This window comes from Acinetobacter sp. YH01007 (assembly GCF_013420425.1).
GTDB lineage: Bacteria > Pseudomonadota > Gammaproteobacteria > Pseudomonadales > Moraxellaceae > Acinetobacter > Acinetobacter towneri.
Window position 1 is genome coordinate 66,781 of record NZ_VOYC01000016.1, and the last position, 26,842, is coordinate 93,622.

Genomic DNA, 26,842 nt, shown 5'->3' on the forward strand with positions numbered 1-26,842 from the left:
TCGAATGTATACATCTAAAGACTATGTTAAACACAGATGTCATTTGAGTGAAATCGTTGGGTGAAACGGTGTATTAAATTGGGTTATTTAATTCAAAATAACTATACTCAATATTAAACTGTTCTGAAATAGCTTTTGCGAGTCGTTGTACACCATAGCGCTCAGTCGCGTGATGTCCGCAGGCATAATAATGCACGCCTAGTTCTTTGGCTTCATAATAGGTGCGTTCACTGACTTCGCCCGAAATAAAGGCATCACAACCTTGTTCTGCCGCTTTGCCAATAAAATCTTGTGCTGCACCCGTGCAGAACCCTACTTTTTGAATCTGACTTTTTTCGGCAGGAAGATGAATGGTTTTAAAGCCTAAACGCGCTGTGAGATAGTCACGAAATTCGGTTGCGCTCATGGCTTGCTTTAAAAAACCAATATTACCAATAGGATGACGTTCACTCGGGTCTAGGGCTTGCAAATTTTCTAATGCCAAACATTCAGCAATGGCAGCATTATTGCCTAGACTTGGGTGTGAATCGAGCGGTAAGTGATAACCCACCAAAGAAATATCATGCTGGATTAAACTTTTGATGCGTTTACCGCGCATGCCTGTAATTGGGTAAGGTTCGCCTTTCCAAAAATAGCCATGATGTACCAACAGTAAGTCTGCATTTTGGGCAACAGCAGCATCAATAGCCTCTTGAGAGGCAGTCACTGCACATAAAATTTTTTGAACTTCAGACTTACCTTCAATTTGTAAACCGTTGGGCGCGTAATCTTTAAATTCATGTGTATTTAAAGTTTGATCACACCATTGAATAATTTCTTTTAGCTGCGCCATAACTTTCTCAAATTGCTCATATTTAGCCAATATCAAAACATATTTTGTATTGTAACTAAAGCAAGACAAAACTCTTGGGCTTTTTTATGTTTCTATTTGTGTTTCGTTTTACAATAGCTCATTCAATGACTTAATCATCAAAAAAAATTTACTTAGAGGTACAAAACGTGCGCTGGACCTTTACCTGGTTACCTTGGGTGTTACTCATTCTGGTTATTATTGGCTTTGTGACTTGGCAACAACTGCAAAAACCGAAAGCGCCTGTGGCTGCCGATGGGGTCAAAATGCCTGCCGAGAAAGTTGAACCATTAATTGATACAACACGGACAGGTGGGGTGGTGTCGTATAGCGCTGCGGTTAAAGTGGCAGCGCCTGCGGTGGTAAATATTTTTACCACACAAAAAGTGAAACAAATGGATCATCCATTGTTAAATGACCCTGCATTTCGTGAATTTTTTGGCAATCAGTTACCCGATCAATTTAAGCAAGGCCCAAATGAAAACAGTTTGGGGTCTGGGGTCATTGTTCGTCCAGATGGTTATATTTTAACGAATAATCATGTGATCGCGCAGGCTGAACAAATTGTCGTGGCTTTGCACGATGGACGCCGTGCGGTTGCAAAAGTTGTTGGAACTGACCCAGACACAGACTTAGCGGTCATTAAAATTGATCTAGAAAAACTGCCTGTATTGCCATTTAAACTGAGTGGCAATGAAGTGGGCGATGTCGTACTTGCGATTGGTAACCCATTTGGTGTGGGACAAACCGTGACTCAAGGGATTATTTCTGCGACAGGACGTTCTGACTTGGGTATTAATACCTATGAAGATTTCATTCAAACCGATGCAGCAATTAATCCAGGTAACTCAGGTGGTGCATTGATTGATGTGGCAGGGAATTTGATTGGGGTAAATACGGCAATTTTCTCGCAATCAGGTGGTTCATTGGGCATCGGCTTTGCAATTCCTGCACAAGTCTGTCAGCAGGTTTTAAACTCGATTTTAAAAGATGGACGTGTGGTTCGTGGTTGGTTAGGTATTAGTTTGTTGCCTGTGCAACAAGACAACATTTTAGAACCTGCACAAGGCGGTGTAGTGGTTGCTGATGTACTGCGCGGTGGCCCTGCAGCAGAAGCAGGTTTAAAACGTGGTGACAAAATTTTAAAAGTGAATGATGAAGCGATTACTTCAACCTCGCATTTAATTAATTATGTTGCTGCACAAGCACCGCATACGACGGTGACTGTTTCAGTTGAACGTGGTGAAGAAGCCTTAGATTTGGAAGTCGCAGTCGGTGAGCGCAAAGTTCAAAATACCGATAAGCAATTTATTCCATTGCCTGAATAATAGATTTAACAGTAACAATTTAGCCTTGCCCGTTTGCAGGGCTTTTTTGTTGGCTAAGTAAATGGAGATCGACTGGAAATAACCAAAGTGATACGGATAACGTGATTTGATTTATCTCTGGGTAGATACAAAGAGAAGGTGGGCTAAATAAACTGTATTGATGAATGATGATACTTTTTGATAGATCTAATCAATCGAGGGTTTGGTTTTGTGTGGCAAGTGTGGATGTATTCGGTGTTGATGTCTTAGAAGATTTAAACGTGCTGTTTAAACATGATGGGTCTCAACTTAGATAAAGAAAGGCATAAAAAACAGCAACCGAAGTCGCTGTTTTTCTAGATCCATTGAAATTATTGCTCTTGCTGAATACCTGCCACTAACCAGTCTTGATTAGAGCCTGCAGGTTTTACAAAGTGCCAAATTTCTGTAAATGGTTGCGGTAAGCTGTTCAGGTCTTCGCTGACTGTACCTGTAAAGCGTACACTTATGACATATTGACCATTTTCAGTTGCAGAATCGACCACCATGGCATTCAAGTTAGAAAACTCTGCTACATCTTGGTCTTGGTTTGCCATAATGTCCTGATACATCGACTGATATAAATCAGGAGTTAAATAACGCTGAATTTCTGCGATATTACTGGCTGTGTTCATAGACTGAATATGGTTAAAACGCTGACGCGCTACACGTAAAAAGGTTGCAGGCTCTGAACCATCAGGCAATTGATTGCCACTGTTGGTATAAGCTGCACCAAATGGCGCGTTATTATTGGCAGCTTGACCAAAAGGCGCTTGGGTAGAAGCGGCAGCCCCCCCAACAGATTGACCAAAAATATTGGTATTGTCGTTACGTGGCGCTGCAGCAGGTGGTGTTTGCGCAAACGGTGCCTGATTGGCACCGCTATTTGGCGCATACGGATTAGGCGTTAGTTTTTTTTTTGCGCCCATCTTACGGAAAATGAAGAAGGCAACAGCAGCAGCGAGTAAAATCCAAATCCAGCTTGGAATACCGCCTTTTTCCTCTTGCGCTTCGGCAGCACTTGCAGCTTGATCATCGGCCAAGGCATTGGCAGCAACCGCACCAATTGCCGCACCTGCAACACCTGCAGCAACCATACCACCTACGCCTGGACCAGATTTTTGCTGTGCTGGTGCAGTTGTTGGTTGTTGTGCTGGCGTTGTTTGACGAGGTTGTTGGTAAGACTGAGTTGGAGCAGCCGAACGACTCATGCCATGGCTTTTACCGCCACCTGCACGTTTTGCTTCTGCTGCTAACGGAGCTACCAATAAAGTCGCTGTGAGCATTGCTGCGATCAAACCACGCTGTCGAACTTCCATCAAATTTTCCTATATTAAAATAAAGTTAAGCTGTGTATTTATGCAGGCATTTGCTGCGAATTTCAATATAAATATGATATTTTTTCTTGAAACTGAAAAAATATCATCCAAGGATTTAACCTAAGTTTTCACTTAAACTCATGGCTTCAGTTAAGGCTTCATGCAAACGCGCCACCGCAATAATTTGCACACCTGCAATGGCTTTTTGTGGGGCATTGCCACGCGGCACAATAATATATTTAAATCCGTGTTTAATAGCTTCTTTTAAGCGTTCCTGACCATTTGGTACTGGGCGGATTTCACCCGATAAACCGACCTCACCAAATACTGCCAATTGTTGTGGCAGGGCTTTGCCACGCAAGCTAGAAGCACAGGCAAGTAGTACAGCAAGGTCTGAACCTGTTTCGGTAATTTTTAAGCCGCCGACCACATTCACATACACATCTTGCCCTGAAGTTTGTACGCCGCCATGCCGATGCATCACCGCCAATAGCATATTCAGACGGTTTTGTTCCAGACCTAAAGCCACACGTCTAGGCTGACCATGTGCATCATCCACCAAAGCTTGTACTTCAACTAAAAGTGGTCGCGTTCCTTCGCGGCTAATCATGACAATAGAACCTGGAATTGCCTCATCATAACGGCTCAAAAATATCGCAGATGGATTGGCAACCTCGCGTAAGCCTTTATCGGTCATGCCAAAAACGCCCAGTTCATTCACTGCACCGAAACGGTTTTTGACTGCTCGAATCATACGGTAGCGTGAGTCTGACTGTCCTTCAAAATACAAGACGCAATCGACCATGTGTTCAAGGACGCGCGGCCCCGCTAAAGCCCCTTCTTTGGTCACATGACCGACAATAAACAGCGCAGTGCCACTATTTTTAGCAAAACGAGTCAGCAAGGCAGCTGATTCACGAATTTGTGAAACACCACCTGGAGCAGACTGCAACGTTTCGGTATATAAAGTTTGAATCGAGTCCAGAATGGCTACCGCAGGGCGTTCATGCGCCAAAACTTCACAAATCCGTTCGACACAGGTTTCTGCCATGACTTTCAGTTGATCGGTGGGTAAGTCTAAGCGTTGAGCGCGTAACGCCACTTGCGAAAGAGATTCCTCACCTGTGATATATAAAGCGGTGTTATTGGCAGCCGCCATGTGAGTCGCAGTTTGTAGCAAAATGGTCGATTTCCCGATACCAGGATCTCCACCAATCAGTACCACAGAGCCCGTAACCAAACCGCCACCCAAAACACGGTCAAATTCCCCAATGCCTGTTGTTAAACGGGTTTCGTGCGATACAGACACTTTATTAAGCGTGGTAATGGCGGCCGCTTGTCCTGCATAGCCACCGCCCATTTTAGGTTGGGCACGATGCGTCACCGCAGGGGCAATACTGACCTCATGAAGTGAGTTCCATTCCCCACATTCTGAACATTGACCTGCCCATTTAGGATGATCTGCACCACATTGTTCACAGCGATAGACACTTTTTACTTTTGCCATAACCCAGTCATTGCATCAATTAAAAACTGACTACAGCATACAGAGGAATGTTCGCGAAATGAATGTTATCTGGATTTTTCATGGAAAATCATACAACCACGTGGGTGATTGTATGATTTATGATTTGAACGGAATAATTCAATGAATTGGGCTTATTTAATACAACTCGCCAGATTTGCGCTTCGCAATAAAGTCTTTAGATTCTTTGGCAATCACACCAGACAGTAACAACAAGGCAATTAAGTTTGGTACAGCCATTAAACCATTAAAGGTATCGGCAAATAACCAGACTAAATCTAGGGTGGCGATGGTGCCAATGAACACTGAAGCAATATAAATTAAGCGGTAAATCAACACGTATTTTTCGCCGAATAAATAAGTACAGCATTTTTCACCATAATAGCTCCAACCGAGAATGGTGGAATAGGCGAAGAAGATGATCCCGAAAGTGACGACCCAACCACCAAAGCCTGGCAATAACTGGTCAAAAACCTGTGTGGTGAGTACAGCACCTGTTGCACCACCAAAGCTATTACCTGCCATAATGAAGCCCATTACCAAAACAATCCCCGTGATGCTACAGACAATAATGGTATCAATGAAGGTACCTGTCATAGACACTAAACCTTGACGCGCAGGGTGGTCGGTTTTTGCAGCCGCAGCAGCAATTGGGGCAGAACCCATCCCTGCTTCGTTGGAGAATACGCCACGTGCAACCCCGTAACGAATTACTGCACCAATTGCACCGCCCGCAACTGCTTCACCAGTAAAGGCATCACGGAAAATTAGCTCAAATGCAGGCACGACAAGGTGTAAATTATTCAGGATAATAATTAAACCGCCTGTAACATACAGAATGGCCATAATCGGAACAATCACCGAAGATGCTTTGGAAATCGAGCTAATTCCGCCCAAAATCACCAATGCAGAAAATACGGTAATTACCACGCCAGTAATCCAAGTTTCTACACCTAAGCTATTTTCAACTGCTAAAGCTACGGTGTTGGATTGTACTGAACTACCAATTCCAAACGAGGCGACTGTGCCAAAAAAGGCAAAGATAATCGCGAGCCATTTCCATTTTAGTCCGCGTTCAATGTAGTACATTGGGCCGCCTGACATTTGCCCTTTTTCGTTTTTAATACGGTATTTAACCGCCAAAACACCTTCACCATATTTGGTCGCCATACCAAACAGGGCAGTCATCCACATCCAAAACACTGCACCCGGGCCACCGAGGACGCAAGCCGTTGCAACACCTGCAATATTTCCCGTACCAATGGTGGCAGAGAGTGCAGTCATCAGTGATGCGAAATGTGAAATATCGCCCGGTTCTTTTTGCGCTTTGTCGTGTTTGCAAAAGACTTGTTTAAAAGCCAGTGGCAGCATGCGGAATTGCCAGAACAATAAGCGGAAGGTGAGGAAGACGCCCGTTCCCACAATGAGAACCAGCATGTATGGACCCCAGACCCAACCGCTTAGGGTTTCCATCATCGATTGTAAATTTTGCATAAATTTCTTCTTATAAACGCAGTGTATAAATGCTTAGTTTGTGACTGTAGTTGAACAGTTGTAAAAATTAAGCAAGTGATATGCCAGTCTTTAAAACTTCCTGTTAAAAGAACTTGGTTTTAAGCACGTTATATTTTTTGCATAGTTTTTAGATTTTGACAATTGATGCCTTGAAATAAAATTGACTTTATCTGTGTCAGAAGTCGCAATTTTTCAGACCTGATAAGGTCAATCTATGCCAGCAGAATAGTAAGTAAGCTAGAATTTTTACTAAGCTCAATATAATCTCTCTGCATTAGCACTTTGGTCGCGGCAGTGATCGCGTTATACTTCATCGAAAATATTTTATAGGTGGTCAGATGCGTACCGTCATTTGCTGCATGAGTGTTTTGCTTACAACAGTGGTTTTGGTCGGTTGTGGTCAGTCAGGTACATTACAGTTACCCAATGACCCAAATTACGACAAACGCGCAAAATATTTGTTATATCCAGATGCTGCGCCTAAACGTGCAACGCAATCGGCAACATCGTCAGACACAGCCGTACCTGTGCAACAGCAGTTTGCTGCACCTGCTGCATCTACATCGACTACACCTTAACGCTTTCTAGATAAAGGATACATTCATGAGTTTTACCCGCATTCAAGGGGTTTTGCACGCCGAGCAATGTTCGCTACAACAACTCGCACAGCAATTTGGCACACCACTCTATGTTTATTCAAAAGCGACTTTTGAAAAGCATTATTTAGATATGGATCGTGCTTTCCACTTTATCGATCATCAAATTTGTTTTGCGGTAAAGTCAAACTCGAATCTTGCGGTATTGAATGTATTGGCTAAGTTGGGTGCAGGTTTTGATATTGTGACAGGCGGTGAATTGGCGCGTGTTCTCAAAGCAGGTGGTGATGCATCGAAAATTGTTTTTTCAGGTTTAGGTAAAACTGAAGCCGATATTCAAAAAGCGTTGGAAGTTGGGATTGCCTGCTTTAACGTAGAATCGCATGCAGAATTAGACCGTATTCAAAAAGTTGCGGCAAGCATGAATGTCAAAGCACCAATTTCATTACGGGTTAACCCAGATGTCGATGCCAAAACCCATCCTTATATTTCTACAGGCTTAAAAGAAAACAAGTTCGGGATTCCGTCTGATTCGGTATATAGCACTTATGAATATGCGGCTTCTTTAGCAAACTTAGATATCGTTGGAATTGACTGTCACATCGGTTCACAATTGACCGAAACACAACCGTTTGTCGATGCTTTAGATCGCGTGATTGTGATGATTGATACCTTAAAAGAAATGGGTATTCAGCTAAAACACATTGATATTGGCGGTGGTTTAGGGGTGACTTATAAAGATGAAACTCCACCAACGGTTGAAGAATATGCCAATGCTTTACGTCCCGCTTTAGAAAAGTTAGGTCTTAAAGTGTATATGGAACCGGGTCGTAGTATCTCTGCCAATGCGGGCGTGCTGCTAACAAAAGTTGATTTACTCAAACCGACCAATCATCGTAACTTTGCGATTATTGACGCTGCCATGAATGACTTAATCCGTCCTGCGTTATATGAAGCATGGATGGACATTCAGCCCGTAACCCCACGTACTGATGTTGAAACGCTAGAGTGGGATGTGGTTGGTGCAATTTGTGAAACAGGTGATTTCTTGGGTAAAGAACGTCAGCTTGCGATCAAAGAAAATGATGTTTTAGCTGTAATGGGTGCGGGCGCATACGGTTTTGTGATGAGTTCTAACTACAACAGCCGTGGTCGTGCAGCTGAAGTCATGGTCGATGCAGATCAAGCACATTTAATTCGTGAACGTGAAAGCATTGAATCGCTGTGGGAAAGAGAGCGTTTATTGCCATAAGGGGAATTCGAGATGTTATTAGAATTTACCAAAATGCATGGTCTGGGCAATGACTTCATGGTGGTTGATCTCATCAGCCAGCGTGCGTATTTGGATGCGCTGACTATTCAACGCCTTGCAGACCGCCACTTCGGGATTGGCTTTGACCAACTCCTGATTGTGGAACCGCCCGATTTACCAAATGTCGATTTTAAATATCGCATTTTCAATGCCGATGGTTCTGAAGTGGAGCAGTGCGGCAATGGTGTGCGTTGTTTTGCACGTTTTGTGCATGAACGTCAGCTTACGACCAAAACCAAAATCAAGGTGCAAACCAAGGCAGGCATTGTAGAGCCTGAATTGGGGCAAAACGGTTGGGTGCGGGTGAATATGGGCTATCCAAAATTCTTGCCGCATGAGATTCCATTCATTGCCGATGAGCCTGATAACTTATATGACATTGCGCTGAAAGATGGTGCTGCATTGACCATTGATGTGGTGAACATAGGCAATCCTCATGCTGTGACCATTGTGCCTGATGTATTGACTGCCGATGTTGCAGGTATTGGCCCACAAGTGGAATCACACGAGCGTTTTCCACAGCGCGTCAATGCAGGTTTTATGCAAATCATTGACGAAAAACATGCGCGTTTGCGTGTGTTTGAACGTGGCGTAGGTGAAACCTTGGCTTGTGGTACAGGTGCATGTGCTGCAGCCGTTTCGGGTATGCGCCGTGGCTTATTGTCTAATTCAGTTGAAATTGAACTGGCAGGTGGTAAGTTGCAAATCGAATGGCGTGAAGGCGATGTGGTGTGGATGACAGGGCCAACTGCTAATGTCTATCACGGTCGTTTGGATTTAAATTATTTTCAGGGCTGATGTTTCGTTCTAACATGAACAGCTCTTATCTTACTTAAAAGCACTTTTCAAAACGAATGGTGCTTTTTTGTATCTTGCAGCACGGATTAGGTATGCTGTACTGAATGTCACTCTAAAAACTTCTACTCATTATGCCGCAACTGATTTTTTTACCTGGCGCTTCAGGCAATACCGCATTTTTTCATCCGCTAATCGAAAAAATTGAAAAATTGCCGTGGCAGAATGCTGTAAAAATTGTGGCTTATCCTGAATTTAATCATCAACCTGCACATTCACAGGTACATGATTTTGCAAGTTTGCAGGCTTATGTGTTGGCGAATATCCCAGATGATTGCATTATCATTGCACAGTCGATGGGTGGTATTTTTGCAGTTGCTGCCGCGTTGCAATATCCAGAAAAAGTCAAAGGATTAGTATTGGTTGCAACATCTGGTGGCATGGATTTAAGCAGTTTTCAGGTGCAAGATTGGCGACAAGACTATCAAGCAAGTGATTTAAATTATCCTGACTGGTTTGTAGAGGCAAAGGCCGATTACACGGTAGACTTTGCTAAAATCAACATGCCTATTTTGTTGTTATGGGGTGATCAAGACCCGATAAGTCCACTGGCGGTAGGTGAGTTTTTACAACAACAATTTCCACAAGCCGTATTAAAAATTGTGCATGATGGTGATCATTTGTTTTTAGAAACACATGCAGATCAGGCGGCTGAACACATTGCTGCTTATTTATCTCAGTTTGCCGCAGTTCAGCAATCGGAGCGTGACTAATGTACGATCCGCAGCAACTATTAAAGATGTGGCTCAAAGAACGAGAAATACAACAGCAGTCACCGCATACGTTAAAAGCCTACGCACGCAATTTAAACGATTTTTTTAGCTTTTGTGAGCAACAACAACTTGCCTTATATGATGTAGAGGCTGCAGATTTGCGCCATTATTTAGCGCAAAAAGTAGAACAGCAACAGTTAAATAGCAGCAGTTTACAGCGCATGTTGTCAGCGATTCGTCAGTTTATGAAATGGGCCGAGCAAGGGCAGTATTTACAATTTAATCCAATTGATAATTTTCAGCTAAAACGTCAGCCACGACCTTTGCCGGGTTTGATTGATATTGAAACGATTCATCAAATTTTGGATCAGCCTGAACCTGAAACTGAAGTACAACAACAAATGTGGCGACGCGATAAAGCGATTTTAGAATTGCTCTATTCGAGTGGTTTGCGCCTAGCAGAGGTACAAAGTTTACGTATCCGCGATTTAGATTTTAACCGTCAATTGCTGCGCATTACGGGTAAAGGCAATAAAACCCGTATAGTGCCTTTTGGTCGCAAAGCCAAAGATGCGGTGATGCAATGGCTGCAGATTTACCCTTTATGGCAGGGCGATTTTGTACCCGATGCAGCATTGTTTATTACTCAAAAAGGTGAACCTTTAAAAGCACGCCAAATTGAAAATCGGGTGAAGTTTCAGGCGCAGCGTGCGGGCGTTAATGTCGATTTGCATCCGCACTTATTGCGACATTGTTTTGCAAGTCACATGCTGTCGAATAGTGGGGATATACGTGCAGTCCAAGAAATGCTTGGGCATAGCAATTTAAGCACCACGCAAATTTATACCCATGTCGATTTTGATCAGTTAGCGCGAGTTTATGATCAGGCACATCCACGTGCGAGTAAAAAGTAAAGCTTTACCTAAAGTCGGCATTATTTTTGCAAGTTAAAATATAGCTATTTCATACTGCAAATATTTTTCTCACAGTCAGTTGTAAAGCCTTTGTGCTGTACTTAATACTTTAAGTAAAAGCGCTTTCACCAAGATGTCATTGCAACTATTGTAGAATAATAAAAAAGTGCGTTATGCAGTATAAAGAAGCAGAAAGAGTGGGTCACACGAATAATAGACATGGATGACATTATTTTTTGTTCCACTGCATAACACTTTGGATATCAAATGATAGGCAAAACCATGATTTCGAATCTTCAAGAAAAATATGAACAATTAAGCCCAAGCCAAAAAGAAATTTTTGCAGGTTATGGCTTGCGTCAAGTGAAACATTTTGTCGAAATAAGCTTGCCGATGATCGAGCAAGAACTACCTGCCGATTGTTTGGTGCAGGGTATTAATGCTGAAGGTAAAATGCAGGCGATTCATCCGCAAACGCAACAAAGCTATTTATGGATTTCAGATCAGCAGTGGCAAGCACGCCCAAATGCAAGCAGTAAAATAGATGTAAAAGAAGATTTTATTGCAGTTTGGGAAATTTTTAATTTACAGGCCTATGAATTGATAGATTTAAGTCATATCCACCGTGACTTTTTAGAAACTCAGCAAGTTTAAGCTGAGTTTTTTTATGTCCTTTATCTGGGAGGTGGCGTGGTGAAAGCGCATAAATATCCATCAAAATAAAACAGATTGTTTATTTCATACCCAATAAACTGCTGAATACAGTTTTGTGAACCAGCAGTCACATTTTAAAAGAGCATTTATATCTGAAAAAATATTGCAAAAAATAAAGTTTTCTATCTTTAATGACAGTCAGATTATGGGGTTTTATGTAAGGAACTTTGCTTAAATTGTAGGCGGAACTCAATTTGAATTGCATTTCAATCAATCTTGTTGATGAGGGAAATAAATAAAAAACATAATATAAATCAAAGCTTAAAATTGCTTATATAATCGTCGCTTGGTTTGTTAATTTTTAGAAATAAAAAAGTATGAACGCATCGTTCAGTTAATTTTCGGCATTTTTAGCCTTGTTTAGACAATTCTGACTTGACCGAAATGCCGATCACATAGCAAGATAGGACACCTAAAAAATTTAAAGCGAAGAGTTATTATTAACTTTTCTCAATATTTACTTTTGCTAAAACAGCCGAGGATTACATGAAGGCTCTTGTTGCTGTAAAACGTGTGGTAGATGCCAACGTTAAAGTTCGCGTTAAGCCGGATAATAGTGGAGTTGACCTAACTAACGTTAAGATGTCAATTAACCCATTCTGTGAAATCGCAGTGGAAGAAGCGGTTCGTTTAAAAGAAAAAGGAACTGTTTCAGAAATCGTAGTGGTATCCATTGGTCCTAAAGAAGCGCAGGAACAAATTCGTTCTGCAATGGCGCTTGGTGCAGACCGTGGTATTTTGGTTGAAACAGCCGATGAGATTGGTGCACTTGAAGTAGCTAAAATCTTAAAAGGTGTTGTTGAGCAAGAACAACCACAACTTATTCTATTAGGTAAACAAGCCATTGATGACGACTCTAACCAAGTTGGTCAAATGCTAGGCGCTTTACTTGGTGCAGGTCAGGGTACTTTTGCTTCAGAAGTAAAAGTAGATGGCGACAAAGTTCAGGTAACACGTGAAATTGACGGTGGTTTACAAACTGTTGAGCTTGCACTTCCTGCAATCATCACCACTGACTTACGTTTGAATGAGCCACGTTATGCGGCACTTCCAAACATCATGAAAGCACGTAAAAAACCGCTAGACACCAAATCTCCTGCAGATTATGGCGTTGCAACAGGTTCTAAGCTGAAAACTGTAAAAGTTGAAGCACCTGCTGAGCGTAAAGCGGGCGTACAAGTGAAATCTGTAGACGAACTTGTAGATAAATTGAAAAACGAAGCGAAAGTGATCTAATACAGAAGGATAAAAATCATGAGTATTTTAGTTATCGCTGAGCACGACAATAAAGCACTAAATGGTGCAACATTAAACGTTGTTGCTGCAGCTCAAAAAATCGGTGGTGATATCACTGTATTGGTTGCGGGTTCTGGTGCACAAGCAGTTGCAGACCAAGCAGCTAAAGTTGCAGGCGTAAGCAAAGTATTACTTGCTGACGATGCGGCTTATGCAAACCAATTGGCTGAAAACGTAGCAAAACTTGTTGCAGAATTAGGCAAAGGTTATAGCCATATCCTTGCTGCTTCTACAACAACAGGTAAAAACATTTTACCGCGTGCAGCTGCGCTTCTTGATGTTAGTATGATCACAGACATCGTCGCTGTAGATTCTGCAAAGACATTCAAGCGTCCAATTTATGCAGGTAACGCGATTGCAACTGTAGAATCTTCTGAGGCGATTGTGGTGGGTACTGTACGTGGTACAGCATTTGACCCAGTGGCTGCAGAAGGTGGTTCGGCTGCGGTTGAAGCTGCTACTGTGACAGGTGATGCTGGTATTTCTAAGTTCGTCTCTGAAGAAATTGTGAAATCAGAGCGTCCAGAATTAACTGCAGCACGTATTGTAGTTTCTGGTGGTCGTGGTGTAGGTTCTGGTGAGAACTATCACAAAGTACTTGATCCATTGGCAGACAAACTTGGTGCAGCACAAGGTGCATCTCGTGCAGCAGTTGATGCGGGCTTCGTACCAAATGACATGCAAGTTGGTCAAACAGGTAAAATCGTTGCACCTGATTTGTATATCGCTGTAGGTATCTCTGGTGCGATTCAGCACTTGGCAGGTATGAAAGACTCTAAAGTGATCGTTGCGATCAACAAAGACGAAGAAGCGCCAATCAACGCAGTAGCTGACTACTGGTTAGTGGGTGACTTGAACACTGTTGTTCCAGAGTTAGTATCTAAAATCTAATTACTGAACACAGTCAAAAACGCCTCTATGTGAATAGCATAGGGGCGTTTTTTATTGTCTTTTTTAATTTAGATGCAGTGATTGGTTTTAAGTACATTATGTGAACTTAGCGTATATGTGGGTACATATCGAGCAAGTATATGTTGAAGATATTTTGACGTGACTCTTAAAAATATGAAGCACTTTTGTTTCTTGGGTGTGAATATTTTTTTGCCTAAAAAATCACCGTTAAATTTAAGTAAATTAACAAGATTAAGATCATCTCTAAAGCACAAAAACACAGGCGTATATGCTATAATTTTTCGCTAGTTTTTATTTTTAGCCTGCATTTCAGGCTAATCATTTGCAAGTTTTACGACATATAAAATGCAAGCAAAATTTGTTTGCAGAATAAGGAGTATGCATGAGCGTATCGGAAATTAGACCGATTGCCATTGAGGATGAACTCAAGCACTCGTATTTAGACTATGCGATGAGCGTGATTGTGTCACGTGCGCTGCCAGATGTACGAGATGGTCTAAAACCTGTGCATCGTCGTGTGCTATTCGCAATGCACGAATTGGGCAATGACTACAACAAAGCTTACAAAAAGTCTGCCCGTGTAGTCGGTGACGTCATCGGTAAATATCACCCGCATGGTGACTACGCTGTTTACGAAACGATTGTTCGCATGGCGCAAGATTTCAGTTTGCGTTATCAATTGGTCGATGGTCAGGGTAACTTCGGTTCGATTGATGGCGATAGTGCTGCAGCTATGCGTTATACCGAAGTCCGTATGCGCAAACTTACCCACGAATTGTTGGCCGATTTAGAAAAGGACACCGTCGATTGGGAAGATAACTACGACGGCTCTGAGCGTATTCCTCAAGTAATGCCAACTCGTATTCCAAACCTATTGGTCAATGGTGCTGCAGGTATTGCGGTGGGTATGGCGACCAATATGGCACCGCATAACATGACTGAAGTGGTGCATGCATGTTTGGCTTATGCAGACAACCCAAATATTTCAATTGAAGGGCTAATGGAACATATTACTGGTCCAGACTTCCCTACAGGCGGTATTATTTACGGTAAATCAGGCATTGTCGATGCTTACCGTACAGGCAAAGGCCGTTTGCATATTCGTGGTAAGTATCATTTTGAAGAAGATCAAAAGTCTGGTCGTACCACCATCGTCTTTACTGAAATCCCTTATCAGGTCAATAAAGCCAAAACCATTGAGCGTATTGCTGAACTGGTAAAAGAGAAGAAACTCGAAGGTATTTCAGAACTACGTGATGAGTCTGATAAAGAAGGGATGCGTATTGCAATTGATCTGAAGCGTGGTGAAAACGCTGAAGTGATTGTGAATAACCTATTCTTGAATACACAATTAGAAAACTCATTCAGCATCAACATGGTTTGCCTAGACAATGGTCAGCCAAAATTGATGAACCTGAAAGATATTATTGCGGCATTTATTCGTCACCGCCAAGAAGTGGTGACCCGCCGTACCATGTTCGAGTTGCGTAAAGCACGTGAACGTGGGCACATTTTAGAAGGCTTAACCGTCGCATTGGCCAATATTGATGCCATCATCGAAACCATTAAATCTTCTGCAAATCCAGCCGAAGCGCGTGAGCGTTTACAGGTAGGCGAATGGGCAGCAGGCGGTGTAGTCGCATTATTAGAAAAAGCTGGTTCAGTTTCTGTACGTCCAGACGAAATTGAAGGTGAAGATCCTAACCGCCCATTTGGTTTAGATGGTCAGGTGTATCGTTTATCACCTGCGCAAGTGACCGCAATTTTAGAATTACGTTTGCATCGTTTAACAGGTCTAGAACAAGACAAATTACATGCAGAATATTCTGAAATTTTGGCACAAATTGCTGAATTAACTGCAATTTTGAATGACTTTAATCTTTTGATGGGCGTGATTCGTGAAGAATTGGCGCAAGTTTTGCAACAATATGGCGATGCACGTCGTACTGAAATTGTAGAATCTCGCATTGATTTCTCGCGTGAAGATTTAATCCCAGAAGAACAAGTGGTACTGACAGTTTCACAAACAGGTTATGCAAAAACTCAGCCATTATCAGATTACGCAGCACAGCGTCGTGGTGGTCGTGGTAAATCTGCAACGTCGATGAAAGAAGACGATTATGTGCAGCATTTAATTGTGACTTCTAACCACGCAACGGTGTTGTGCTTTACCGATGTGGGTAAAGTGTACCGTCTGAAAGTGTTTGAAGTGCCGCAAGCATCGCGTGGTGCTAAAGGTCGTCCAATGGTGAACTTGTTGCCGTTAGATGCCAACGAAACCATCACCGCGATTTTACCTGTCATTGATGCGCCGAAGAAATTTACTGAGCGGTTGGCAGACTTCCGTAGCTATGTGAAAGCCAATGCGGCACATCTACAAACCAACGCAATCATTGCTGCACATTATGCAGAATTAGAGGCTGCCTTTGCTGAATTAGCAGATGGTGATGATTTATCTGACGCATTACGTGTGCAATTGAAACAATTGGGTGTAGAGCTTTCTGCAACCGATTTAGATGATGAGATTATTGCGGAATTTGCATTACAAGCAGAAGCCTTGCGTAAAAACTTCTATGTATTTATGGCAACGGCATCAGGTACAGTGAAACGTGTTGAATTGGAACAATTCAGTAACGTGCGTTCGAATGGTTTACGTGCCATTGAATTGAATGAAGAAGACACTTTAATTGGTGTTGCAATTACCGATGGCGAACAGCAAATTATGTTGTTCTCCAATGAAGGTAAAGCGATTCGTTTTGCTGAAACCGATGTACGTTCAATGGGTCGTGCGGCCAAAGGCGTACGTGGTATGCGTGTCAGCTTCGGTTCAGCACAAGTTGAAGATGTCGAAGATGTAGAAGTCGATGGCGATGATGAAGACAGTTCAGATTCAGCACTCATCAGCCGTATCGTATCGCTAGTCGTAGTACCAGAAACAGGCGAAGTTTTGTGTGCTTCGGCGAATGGTTATGGTAAGCGTACACCTGTAGACGACTTCCCAACCAAAAAACGTGGTGGTAAAGGTGTGATTGCCATTAAGACCTCTGAACGTAATGGTGAATTGGTCGGTGCAGTTGCTATTGATGAAAGCAAAGAACTGATGCTGATTTCTGATGGCGGTACATTAGTGCGTACTCGCGCTTCTGAAGTGGCGCAAACAGGTCGTAATGCACAAGGTGTACGTTTAATCCGCTTGGGTGAAAACGAAACACTGGTGGGTGTAGAAGCGATTGAAGCTGTTGAAGAAGACGAGTTTGTTGAAGCGATTGAAGGTGCAGAATCTTTAGTGGCTGAAACGGATGCAGTTGCTGAAACTGAGCAAGTGGAAAAAGACGGTGAAAATTCAGTAGAAGAATAAGTTTTTTACTGATAAAAAGGGCGCTTCGGCGTCCTTTTTTATAAACGTTGACTGCATAAGGGTAAGCGATGAAAACCAAATTAATGTTGTTGGCAGCAGCGGTTGCATTGAGTGGCTGTAATTCAATGGACAATATTCCAGATCCGAGTCCTGAACAGGAAAAGGCGGCACAGCTAGCCTATGAGGATTTGCGTGATGGGATGTATGACGAGTTTTTGGATCAGTTAGAGCCGCAGTTGCAAACCCAGTTTAAGGACAATGAAAAGCTGATGAAACGCTTTTCACGTTCAATTCCTCAAGGTGAATACAAGTCTAAGACTTTAATGACCAAAGAGATTGAAGAAGCAACCAATCAGCTTGGGCAATATAAGGTCAGCTATGAAATTGCCTATCCGGAAAATCTGGTTCAGTATGATGTTAGTTTTGACAAGCCGAATGGTAGCAACAAGATTCGTAATTTCAATATTCAAGTCTTTGGCGAATCGGGTAAATAAGTGGAATAGGAGCATTGCTATAATGCTCTATCTGCTTTGATGACCAGAAATTAAACGTCGATAAGCCAAAAAAAAGCACAAGCTACCGATCATTCCAAGATAGAGCAATTTAGGCAAGATCAGTGTTGTAGGCACACCCATCTGATTGAGTTGAATAAACATCTGCACAATTTGGGTAGAGGGCAGGATTTCGCCAACGACTTGCATCCAGGTGGGCATGGCAGCATGCGGCCAGGCCGCACCAGATAAAAAGAACAGTGGAATAGAAGTGAATACAATGACATGCCCCGCACGTTCCGGCAGATCCAGAAAACTAGCAAATAAGCAGGTCATGCCAATTATCGTGTAGATAAAAACCGCAACAGCCAGCAGCATCCCGAGCAGGTTGCCACCGTGCGGATAATCAAATAGCCAGAAGCTAAAGCCGAATAAATAGAAACATCCCAGACAACCAATGGTGAAGACCGCTAAACACATCCCAATCAATGCATTTGTGTTTAATTCTATTTTTCTTTCCCGATATACCAAAATCAGCATACTCAAACCCAAAAGAATGGTTTGGTGGATAATTAAAGGTGCAACCGCAGGAAAGACATAGCTGCCATAGCCGGACAGCGGATTAAATAAAGGAATTTGATGCACAGAAAGGGCAGGTGAAAAATCCGAGACCTTGCCAAAGCGTTCAGTATAATCTGCCAAAGTTTGCTCAACTGATGTGGCTAAGCCCAGACCAATTTGTTTGGTTACTAAAAAGTTGGCTGTACTTAAATACAGGCCAATGCCACCTGTTTCACCATGCCTTAAGCTTTGCGATAAATTGTCCGGCAGAAGTAAAATACCATCGGCTTTTTGTGATTCCACCCATTGTTTGGCCTCGGAAAAATTGCCGGTAATCGCCTCAATCTCCACATTGGGGCTTTGTGCCACTTGACCAATAATACGGGTGCTTAAGTTACTTTGTTCTTCATCGACAATAATAATCGGTAAGGCTTCAGCCTGCTGTGCCTGATAAGCGGTTGGATAAAAAAAGCTGTAAAACAAGACGGATAGAATAAGCGTGGTAAAGATCGTGCCGTGACTGACAATATCCTTAAAGCTTTGCAGATAGTAAAACCAGAGGGATTTCATTGGACTGCTCCTTTAACTATTTTTTTAAGAAACAGATAAGCCAGCAGAGCGTAAACTAGGGCATAGATCAGCAGCATGAATCCAGCTTGCAGTGAAATATGCAATGGACTACCAATCACCCATTGTTCAGTTTGTAATTTGGCATAGGGCGTAAACGGAATAATATTGGACCAGAACTGGGTGAATAGGGGCGCATTATTTAAAGGTAAAGTCACACCGGCAAAACTTAAAGATGAACCACCATAGACCGCAATGATGCCAAAAGATTTACTTAAATCTTTGGTTGCCAGAACCACTGCACTGCTTAAAAATGCATAAGCGCTATATAGCAGAAATTGTGCCGATAGAATCAGAGCGAGCGAGCCGGCAACAAACCAGCCGCGAATTTCAATCAGCCAGAACATCCAGATCCAGGTCCATAGACTAAAAATAGCCACATAGATCAGGTTCTTAGACAGCAATGCCATCCAGATGGATGAGTTGCTAATCCAGCTTGTTAAGGTCTGCCGCTTCAGTTCCTGACCGACGGAAAATGCCACACAACAACACAGCAGTAAATGCAGAATTGCCGGAATGACATAGGGTTCCAGATAGAATTCATAATTCAGCTGCGGATTATACAGCGGAGATATTTTAATATGCGGTGACGGTGCTTCGAGAGAGGGGAGTCGGTTGCCCAGATATTGCTGTCCGCTAAATTCAGCGAGTGCTTGTAGGGTACTGACCAGCATGGCCGAGGAAATGGTATTTCCAATACTGAAATAACTCTGGTTAAAAGCAATACTGATGTCAGCATCCTGGGCACGAACCAGACGTTGCTCGGCACCGCTTGGAATATGGATATAACCCCAAATTTTATTTTGATTTAACAGGCGCTCAATTTCAGCTGTTTGTTCCGACACCGTAGCAATTTTAAGAGTATGATTCAGCGCCACATGTTGATAAATGCTTTGACTCAGCGCACTCTGGTCTTGATCAATAATCGCAATCGGTAAATGATCCGATTTCCCTTGAGCAAACATGCTGCTGAATAAAATAATCACCAGTGCAGGTGCCAGCGTGACCAGACACAGATCCCATTTTTCGCTGAGCAGATAGCGCAGTTCGCGCCATATACCCGTCCACATTATCGGGTCTCTTTCAGTTTAAATAATACGCTCATCCCGACTTTCAGTTCAGAAATCGCTGGTGTGGGTACAAGATGCAGCTTAAAACTGCGCACATCATAACCGCTGGTTTGACGTGTGGTCTTAATGGTGGCAAATTCACCTTCAGCACTGATCTGTCTAATTTGAAAAGTGGCGGTTTTATCTAGGGCGGGAATATAACCTTCAATACTGCTCATTTTCTGAAATGGGGCATATTGGTCTTCACGAATATTCAGGCTCACCCACATTTGATCTTCAATCAGGCTGACCACAGGGACTGCGGTGGCTACCAGCTCCGAGACTTTGCCATAGGTTTTAGACACCGTTCCGTTTACAGGTGCTACTAATTGGGTTTCTGCTTCTAAAGCATTGGCTTCATCCAGCGCAGCCTGGGCAATATCTACTTGTGCATCGGCAGAACTCTTTTGCTGTGAGGTGCTGCCACGTTTGGCACGTGCGTATTGCTGATACGCTGCTTCTGTCATTTGCGCCGCTGATTGACTGGCTGCATACAATTCATCACGGCGCTGGCGTGAAATCACACCTTCCTTCAATAAATTTGCACCACGCTCATAAGAAACTTTGGCTAAATTTTGCTGTGCTTTCAGCGATTGCCAGTTGGCATACAGACTGGCGATATTTTCTTCCTGCGAGCCACGTTCAGCAGTCGATTGTAAGGCCAGCGCAGATTGTAAAGCCGCTGCGGCTTGCTGTTTTTTGGCCTGAATTTCCGGGCTGTTTAAGCGCACCAGTACATCGCCTTTTTTGACCCGCTGACCTTCTTCTACATAGATTTCTTCAATACGGCTTGGCACTTTGGTCGCCACCTGAACTGTTTCAGCTTCTACACGACCCTGCAATTCAAGCGGAGCCGGTTGGTAGCTTTTCCACAATCCAAAAGCGATGACTGCCAGCAGAACTGGAATCAGGGCGAGCAATAAATATTTTTTCTTTTTAGCGATTTCAGGAGCTTGTTGTTGCTCGGTCGAAGTCGTCGCGTTGTTTTCTATTTCAGTTTTTGTTTCTACCTGTTGCGCAGGCGATTTTTCTGTATCGCTGGATGAAGCCACTTCATTCACAGGATCATTGGGTTTTTGATCTTCGTTCATGTTCGGCTCCATTAGCGAATATAGTGGGTGTTGGCATGTTGAATGTAGGTTGGAAATTCTGCAATCGAGCCATGGCTTTGTAATAGTGTGGCCAGTGACATCACATATTTGTAAGCATTCAAGGCAGTTTCAGCTCGTAGTCCGCTCAGCATATTTTGTGCATCGATGACCTGTGTGGCGGTGCCCGTATCTTCTTTAAAAGACAATTCTTGGATGCGTAAATTTTCCTGTGCGGCTTTCAAGTTTTGTGCCAGAAGTACATCACTTTGCTGTGCACTAAGTGCTTCGCTACAAGATTTATAAATCAGATTTTCAATTTCCTGCTGGGTGCGTGCAGTAAGCAGTTCTGTTGCAGAGCGTTTGAGTTCGGCAGCCTGAATATTCTTGTTTTTATCGATCCCGGAAAACAGGTTATAGCGTGCGGCAACCCCGACAATCCAGTTTTCATTTTGATCCAGACTATATTCGCCAAAAGCAAATACATTTGGTTTTTTCGCTGCTTGCTGGGCTTTCACATTGGCTTGGGCCAATTGGGTATCCAGCTGCATTTTTTGAATCAGCGCAGAGTTCTGACTAAAAGTTTTTAGCAGATGATTTAAGGCCTGTGGCTCGGTTTTATTGACAAATAAAGGCGTCGAAAGCTCAGTGATGCTACTTTCCTGAAGCAGATTATTCAGCTGGAACAGCGCAGCATTCAAATTGGCCTGCGTATTTTGCTGGCTGCGCTCGGCATTATTACGTGCCACTTCAAATTGCATACGCTGGCCTTTACTGATAAAACCTTGCTGTTCCATTTTTAAGGCATTGCGATAATGCTGCTGCATGGCATTCAGATTAAACAGCGCAGCTGCATGCAATTGCTTTTGGAGCTGCACATTAAAATAACTTTGAATCAGTTCAAAACGCTGCGTATCTTGCTGCTGTTTGTTGCTGAGCTGACTACGACCGACCTGAATATTGGCAATTTCTTTGGCACTACGGGTGAGGCCTCCAGTATATATTGGCATAATCACGGAAACAGTGGGGCGAATCACCTGATCTTCAAGGATGACATTAGACGTATCCGGAATCAGACCAACTCCGCTATGAATAGTATTGTTAAGTCCATCACGCAGTGGATCGGTAATACCTGCAGGTAGATCCACGCCATTACTGGCCTCCCACTCATTAAGCCGGCCATTCACGCCTTGAGAGAGTGAATTCTCCAGATTATTTTTAAATTGCTTTAATGGAATATCGACTTCACTGTGAAAGGCATAGGCACGAACATTCAGGTCGACACGTGGCAGACCTACGCCTTTTACTGCTTCAGCTTCAAGTTTTGAAGCCTGTTCCAGACTTTGATAGGCTTGGCTGCTATAAGAATTTTGCAACAACTGACGTTCAGCATCCTGAAAGCTGATGCTCTGTGCATGAGCAAAGCTGCCATACATCATAGATGCAAGCAGATTTAAACCCCAGACAAGCTGTCTTTTATTTTTCTTTAAGTTCATAAAGTCGCTAAACTGATTTAAAGCCGGTAATGTTATCCCGCTAGTATAAATCAAAGGTTCGCAGATAGAACTAGTGTAAAGTTATAGTATTGTTTCTTGTACATTTGTCTATAAAAAGCACGCTTATGCGTCCTCTAATCTTCTTTTTTTACCTTTTCTTTTTAAATAGCGTTTTTTAGCTACTTTTTCTCTATATTCTTTTAAAAGTCTTGGATTTTTTGCGATTAATTCATCCATATTGCTTTTTCCCCCCTCGAAATTCAGGATGTTGCTCTCGCATTTTTTTACATTCACTCTTTTCTCGCCAGATTTTAAAGAATAAATAAAGCTTGCTGAAGCATCTCTACGTAAAACTTCTTCTTTAAATAAAGGGGTGGCAATAGATCTCTTACGAAAGTTAATTTAAGAGCATCCAATTCACCATTCCAGCAATTAAATTCATTCTTAGACCAAATCGTTTCCGTCTATTTCTATAGCGTTCTGTTAATATCCGAAAATGTTTAAGTTTGCCGTTGATATGTTCAATTGTGATCCTACGCCGACTGATTTCTTGGTTGATCTGTTTTGCTATTTGGGGTAATGATAAATTGTTAGGTTTCTTGATTGGAATGAGTAACTTACTCTTAATCTGATGAAATCCTTTATAGGCTAAATCTGCTATGATATAAGGATAAATAATCATCTCCTTCAAATGCTTACGCGCAATGTTCAGATCGTGTTTTCTGCCATCTTCAATCTGTATACTTACAATTTGCTTTAATTGGGGGTTAAAAATGACCTGTGTTTTTAGCGTATGTTTCTTCTTTTTACCACTATAGAATTTTCTTTGTTTTTTTGGGACGCTCAATCTGTGACTCAGTAACATCAACGATTACATAATCCCCCTCATTAAACTTTTGATTCCTTTTCGGCAATGCGAAAATCCGTGATTGAATCAGAGCATTTTCAACTTTCTGAATCGTACGATTCACATTACTTTCAGCTAGGTTATAGTCGGCGGATAACTCAATTTGAGTTCTATAACAGCGTAAGTAATTTAAAGTTAACAACAATTGATCCTCTAAACACAACGAATGAGGTCTTCCAGATTTTTTCTTGGCAAGTTCAGCATGTTGTAACACTGATACCATTTTTAAGAATAATGGACGAGGAACTCCAACAAGTCGTTTAAATTCTTCATCATTAAATCTTGTTAAATTTTCATATTTCATGAGATGAGTATAAACAATTTTTTACTTTCGCAAGAGGTCTAATATTAGTGAAAAAATAATTAGTTTTATAGCTAATCATAGATTCCAAGATATTTTGAGGTAACAAAATTACAGGTCCAACAACTTTATTAGGCCCCCAAGGAGCGTGAGGAAGTGAAAATTTTGATTTTTTCCATTCGTTATCGATTGCACAAAAGAAATGAATAGCCTCTTTTGTTTCAGTCGTTTCTATACCTAATTTTTCACATTGTTCTAATGTATATTCTGCAAAATGTTTAAAGCAAATATTAGGGTTTGTTGACAATTCGTCTATGTTTGCGGCATGAGAGATATATCTCGCAAGGTTTTTTAGCTGCTATAAGGCATGGGACAGGAAATTTAGTCATTTTAAATGACTGGCACATAACGCAATAGCAGCAAAAAATATGCTCGCCCTGAAAGGCTGTGGCTAAAACTTTCTCAGATTGCGTTATGAAACTTAGCAATAATCTCGCTATTCCTTGCGTTTCATGCCTGATCTGCTCAGTTTTAGCCTACAGCGCAAGCCATTTATGAAATGTCAACAGACCCTAGTCGTTATATCTGAAATAGTGTCCAGACCTATACCATCTGCAACTAATATTAATTCTTCAAGATCTTCTAATAAGCCTGTCTGAGCTGCCTGAGAAGACTTTAAGCATGTGAGTATATATTCAACTTTAATATCGTGTGATCCTTTGCCATTTACTCCTTCTTTAGTTGCACCAATGCCAGTATATTTGGGCTCAGGAAAATGGGAGCATAATTTTCTTGCTTTAATTTCATCTTTTTCTTTAAGAGCTTCCATTAAACATTTCATAAAATTTTGCTGAGTAGTCAGAGCAGACTTGGAATGTATGTTCTCACAACGAGTTAAATAATAACTATCAATGTATAAGCGAGTATCTGTTTCCAGATTAGGGTCAAAGAAGTCAACTTCAAGTAAATTTTTATCTACCTTAAAGTGATTGAGGAATGTTGTCATTGTTTATTTCTCCTTTAATATTTATTTAAAATATCATTTAATTAGGAGTAGTGGGTGGTTTTTTTGATCAATTTGCGACAGATATTGTCGCACACATTTCAACCTCTTTTTTTGATTTAGTAAATTTATCCCTCGAATCTACATTGATTTTTTGACTCTATCTTGGCTCATAGATTGAAATAATTTTGTGCAAGACCCTGCCAGATATGGTTAAATGCCATCATTTTATTGTGTTTCACTCTGAAAGGAAAAATCATGCGCGCGTACAACTTCTGTGCTGGTCCTGCAGCATTACCGACTGCCGTACTTGAAAAAGCTCAAGCTGAAATGCTTGACTGGCATGGCAAAGGTCTTTCGATCATGGAAATGAGCCACCGTAGTGCCGACTATGTTGCCATGGCTGAAAAAGCGGAAGCAGACCTGCGCAAACTCATGAATATTCCTGAGAACTACAAAGTATTGTTCTTGCAGGGTGGTGCATCGCTACAATTCTCTGCGATTCCATTGAATTTGTTGGGTAAAAACAACAAGGCAGATTATATCCACACGGGTATTTGGTCTGAAAAAGCCTTAAAAGAAGCGCAGCGCTATGGCGATATTCATGTCGTTGAAGCGGGTATTCAGATTGAAGGTAAGCATGCCATTAGCGAACAAAGCCAATGGAACTTATCTGCCGATGCTGCCTATGTGCATTATGCAGATAACGAAACAATTGGTGGTTTGCAGTTTGCCAATATTCCAGAAACAGACAAACCGTTGGTATGTGATTTCTCATCAAGCATTTTATCTGCACCTTTAGATGTATCTAAATTTGGTCTGATTTATGCAGGTGCGCAAAAAAATATTGGCCCAGCAGGCTTAACCATTGTGATTGTACGTGAAGATTTGCTTGATCAAGCCAAGCCTGAAATTCCAAGCATTTTGAAATATTCAGCACAGGCAAAAAATGATTCCATGGTGAATACACCTGCAACTTATGCATGGTATTTGTCTGGTTTAGTGTTTGAGTGGTTATTGCAAAACGGTGGTGTAGATGCGATTCATCAAGCTAACCTAGAAAAAGCGAAATTATTATACGGTTATATCGATTCAAGCGATTTCTACGCGAATCCAATTTATAGCGCAAACCGTTCAATTATGAACGTTCCGTTTACTTTGGCTGATGCCGCACTGGAAAAACAATTCTTGCAAGAAGCTGAAGAAAACCGTTTGTTGAACTTGGCAGGTCACCGTTCTGTAGGTGGTATGCGCGCAAGTATTTATAATGCAGTGCCATTAGATGGCGTACAAGCTTTGGTTAACTTTATGGATGACTTTGCAAAACGTCACGGTTAATTGATAGTAGTGAAAAGCAAAAACCCAGCTGAATTAGCTGGGTTTTTTTTTATAGAAATAGGTGAAAAGTCATAGAGGCTTGTTGATGAGTGAAACTCAGAACACAAAATAGTGTAAGCCGTAGGCGGAGAGCAGCATGCCTAATGCAAAAAATAGGCAAGACATCGGGTCGAGCTGATAGCGTTGCTCAAGTTGATGTTCTACATGCTGTAAGTTTTCTTCTTGCACGATTTTCATAGATATTATTTTCCGATGATCTATTTATCGTTAAATATTTAAATACGGCTATATTTTTAGCATAAAAAATTGATTAAATAAAGTACTAATTTTATTTTAAATATAATATCTGCCAATAATGAATTAATTCTGTGTTGATTTTTAAAATCCGCACCACTCAAGGCTTTCAGATTATCTACGGTGCTTGGTGCAGATGTTTGGGTTTTAAAATAACTTATCCACATATTCGATTTAAAATATGGCTGATTTTGAATTTATAATAAATTTAAAGCTGTGGATAACTACGTTTTTTTGAATTTAAAATGCTTAAATAAGCATCAATATATTCATACTAAGCTGTCATTAAAAAGTAAACATGTATTCTTTTCCGAATTGGTTTGATACTCTCTCCACCCATTGCTCTATTTTATCAGCTGTCATGACTTGAAAATCTCGCCAATAATATTTCATCTGCTTCCA

General features: G+C 41.7%; 24 protein-coding genes and 1 pseudogene. 12 read left to right on the top strand and 13 right to left on the bottom strand.

The annotated features are described in order from the left end of the window. Positions 1 to 73: 73 nt before the first annotated feature. Complete coding sequence (locus tag FTT74_RS09605) at positions 74 to 832, bottom strand: Nif3-like dinuclear metal center hexameric protein (RefSeq protein ID WP_179988954.1); 759 nt, start codon at positions 830 to 832, stop codon at positions 74 to 76. A 167-nt stretch (positions 833 to 999) separates the two neighbouring features. Between FTT74_RS09605 and FTT74_RS09610 the strand changes: the two genes are divergently transcribed. Next, complete coding sequence (locus tag FTT74_RS09610) at positions 1,000 to 2,178, top strand: trypsin-like peptidase domain-containing protein (protein ID WP_179988953.1); 1,179 nt, start codon at positions 1,000 to 1,002, stop codon at positions 2,176 to 2,178. A 350-nt stretch (positions 2,179 to 2,528) separates the two neighbouring features. Here the strand turns inward: FTT74_RS09610 and FTT74_RS09615 are convergent, their stop codons facing one another. The 3 genes from FTT74_RS09615 to FTT74_RS09625 all read right to left on the bottom strand — a co-directional run bounded on the left by FTT74_RS09615 (position 2,529) and on the right by FTT74_RS09625 (position 6,534). Beyond that, a complete protein-coding gene (locus FTT74_RS09615; RefSeq protein ID WP_179988952.1) occupies positions 2,529 to 3,515 on the bottom strand; it encodes a Tim44 domain-containing protein in 987 nt (328 codons plus the stop codon). A 115-nt stretch (positions 3,516 to 3,630) separates the two neighbouring features. Further along, positions 3,631 to 5,022 carry a DNA repair protein RadA gene (gene radA / locus FTT74_RS09620; protein WP_179988951.1) on the bottom strand — a complete coding sequence of 464 codons (1,392 nt, stop codon included), beginning with the start codon at positions 5,020 to 5,022 and terminating at the stop codon, positions 3,631 to 3,633. Positions 5,023 to 5,178: 156 nt separating this feature from the next. Then, entirely contained in the window at positions 5,179 to 6,534 is a 1,356-nt protein-coding gene (locus FTT74_RS09625) for a sodium:alanine symporter family protein (protein ID WP_096900947.1), read from the bottom strand. Positions 6,535 to 6,893: 359 nt separating this feature from the next. Here FTT74_RS09625 and FTT74_RS09630 point away from each other — a divergent pair, with 359 nt between their 5' ends. The 10 genes from FTT74_RS09630 (at position 6,894) to FTT74_RS09675 (ending at position 17,719) form a co-directional block, all read left to right on the top strand. Then, positions 6,894 to 7,133, top strand: coding sequence for a lipoprotein (locus tag FTT74_RS09630; protein ID WP_004971884.1), 240 nt, complete (start codon positions 6,894 to 6,896; stop codon positions 7,131 to 7,133). A gap of 25 nt (positions 7,134 to 7,158) precedes the next feature. Then, positions 7,159 to 8,403 (top strand): diaminopimelate decarboxylase, encoded by a 1,245-nt coding sequence (gene lysA, locus FTT74_RS09635; RefSeq protein ID WP_004971882.1) that lies wholly within the window; start codon positions 7,159 to 7,161, stop codon positions 8,401 to 8,403. A 12-nt stretch (positions 8,404 to 8,415) separates the two neighbouring features. After that, positions 8,416 to 9,261, top strand: coding sequence for a diaminopimelate epimerase (dapF, locus tag FTT74_RS09640; protein WP_004971880.1), 846 nt, complete (start codon positions 8,416 to 8,418; stop codon positions 9,259 to 9,261). 131 nt (positions 9,262 to 9,392) lie between these two features. Continuing rightward, positions 9,393 to 10,031 carry an alpha/beta fold hydrolase gene (locus FTT74_RS09645; protein ID WP_096900946.1) on the top strand — a complete coding sequence of 213 codons (639 nt, stop codon included), beginning with the start codon at positions 9,393 to 9,395 and terminating at the stop codon, positions 10,029 to 10,031. Continuing rightward, positions 10,031 to 10,945 carry a site-specific tyrosine recombinase/integron integrase gene (gene xerA / locus FTT74_RS09650; protein ID WP_179988950.1) on the top strand — a complete coding sequence of 305 codons (915 nt, stop codon included), beginning with the start codon at positions 10,031 to 10,033 and terminating at the stop codon, positions 10,943 to 10,945. The genes FTT74_RS09645 and xerA overlap by 1 nt, the downstream gene beginning before the upstream one ends. Positions 10,946 to 11,227: 282 nt before the next feature. Next, entirely contained in the window at positions 11,228 to 11,599 is a 372-nt protein-coding gene (locus FTT74_RS09655) for a hypothetical protein (RefSeq protein ID WP_096901040.1), read from the top strand. A 546-nt stretch (positions 11,600 to 12,145) separates the two neighbouring features. Next, entirely contained in the window at positions 12,146 to 12,895 is a 750-nt protein-coding gene (locus tag FTT74_RS09660) for an electron transfer flavoprotein subunit beta/FixA family protein (protein ID WP_004971869.1), read from the top strand. An 18-nt stretch (positions 12,896 to 12,913) separates the two neighbouring features. Next, positions 12,914 to 13,846 (top strand): electron transfer flavoprotein subunit alpha/FixB family protein, encoded by a 933-nt coding sequence (locus FTT74_RS09665; RefSeq protein ID WP_004971866.1) that lies wholly within the window; start codon positions 12,914 to 12,916, stop codon positions 13,844 to 13,846. Between the two features lie 403 nt (positions 13,847 to 14,249). After that, on the top strand, positions 14,250 to 17,225 hold the full coding sequence (gene gyrA / locus FTT74_RS09670; protein WP_179988949.1) for a DNA gyrase subunit A: 2,976 nt from the start codon (positions 14,250 to 14,252) through the stop codon (positions 17,223 to 17,225). A gap of 68 nt (positions 17,226 to 17,293) precedes the next feature. Beyond that, the gene (locus tag FTT74_RS09675) at positions 17,294 to 17,719 is read left to right on the top strand and encodes a DUF3887 domain-containing protein (RefSeq protein WP_179988948.1); all 426 of its coding nucleotides are present in this window, start codon (positions 17,294 to 17,296) and stop codon (positions 17,717 to 17,719) included. 27 nt (positions 17,720 to 17,746) lie between these two features. Here FTT74_RS09675 and FTT74_RS09680 read toward each other — a convergent pair whose 3' ends face one another. The 7 genes from FTT74_RS09680 to FTT74_RS09710 form a co-directional block, all read right to left on the bottom strand. Next, the gene (locus tag FTT74_RS09680) at positions 17,747 to 18,847 is read right to left on the bottom strand and encodes an ABC transporter permease (protein WP_179988947.1); all 1,101 of its coding nucleotides are present in this window, start codon (positions 18,845 to 18,847) and stop codon (positions 17,747 to 17,749) included. Continuing rightward, positions 18,844 to 19,974, bottom strand: a complete 1,131-nt coding sequence (locus FTT74_RS09685; RefSeq protein WP_004971855.1) for an ABC transporter permease — start codon at positions 19,972 to 19,974, stop codon at positions 18,844 to 18,846. The genes FTT74_RS09680 and FTT74_RS09685 overlap by 4 nt, the downstream gene beginning before the upstream one ends. Next, entirely contained in the window at positions 19,974 to 21,104 is a 1,131-nt protein-coding gene (locus FTT74_RS09690) for an HlyD family secretion protein (RefSeq protein ID WP_179988946.1), read from the bottom strand. Before FTT74_RS09690 ends, FTT74_RS09685 begins: the two co-directional genes overlap by 1 nt. A gap of 11 nt (positions 21,105 to 21,115) precedes the next feature. Continuing rightward, complete coding sequence (locus FTT74_RS09695; RefSeq protein ID WP_179988945.1) at positions 21,116 to 22,597, bottom strand: TolC family protein; 1,482 nt, start codon at positions 22,595 to 22,597, stop codon at positions 21,116 to 21,118. A gap of 397 nt (positions 22,598 to 22,994) precedes the next feature. After that, positions 22,995 to 23,808 (bottom strand): IS5 family transposase gene (locus tag FTT74_RS09700; RefSeq protein WP_179988944.1). Its coding sequence is split into 2 segments (ribosomal slippage): positions 22,995 to 23,420 and positions 23,422 to 23,808, totalling 813 coding nucleotides; the frame shifts between segments, so codons are not numbered across the junction. Further along, positions 23,798 to 24,112 (bottom strand): hypothetical protein, encoded by a 315-nt coding sequence (locus FTT74_RS09705; RefSeq protein ID WP_035310653.1) that lies wholly within the window; start codon positions 24,110 to 24,112, stop codon positions 23,798 to 23,800. The genes FTT74_RS09700 and FTT74_RS09705 overlap by 11 nt, the downstream gene beginning before the upstream one ends. A gap of 255 nt (positions 24,113 to 24,367) precedes the next feature. Then, positions 24,368 to 24,811 (bottom strand): hypothetical protein, encoded by a 444-nt coding sequence (locus FTT74_RS09710; protein ID WP_131261181.1) that lies wholly within the window; start codon positions 24,809 to 24,811, stop codon positions 24,368 to 24,370. A gap of 255 nt (positions 24,812 to 25,066) precedes the next feature. On the opposite strand from FTT74_RS09710, the gene serC reads away from it, so the two are divergent. Further along, positions 25,067 to 26,146 carry a 3-phosphoserine/phosphohydroxythreonine transaminase gene (gene serC / locus FTT74_RS09715; protein WP_004971842.1) on the top strand — a complete coding sequence of 360 codons (1,080 nt, stop codon included), beginning with the start codon at positions 25,067 to 25,069 and terminating at the stop codon, positions 26,144 to 26,146. A gap of 96 nt (positions 26,147 to 26,242) precedes the next feature. Here the strand turns inward: serC and FTT74_RS09720 are convergent, their stop codons facing one another. Together FTT74_RS09720 and FTT74_RS09725 are read right to left on the bottom strand one after the other, a co-directional pair. Next, positions 26,243 to 26,383, bottom strand: coding sequence for a hypothetical protein (locus FTT74_RS09720; RefSeq protein WP_004971840.1), 141 nt, complete (start codon positions 26,381 to 26,383; stop codon positions 26,243 to 26,245). A gap of 342 nt (positions 26,384 to 26,725) precedes the next feature. Continuing rightward, positions 26,726 to 26,842: pseudogene (locus FTT74_RS09725) on the bottom strand (transposase); the annotation flags it as partial.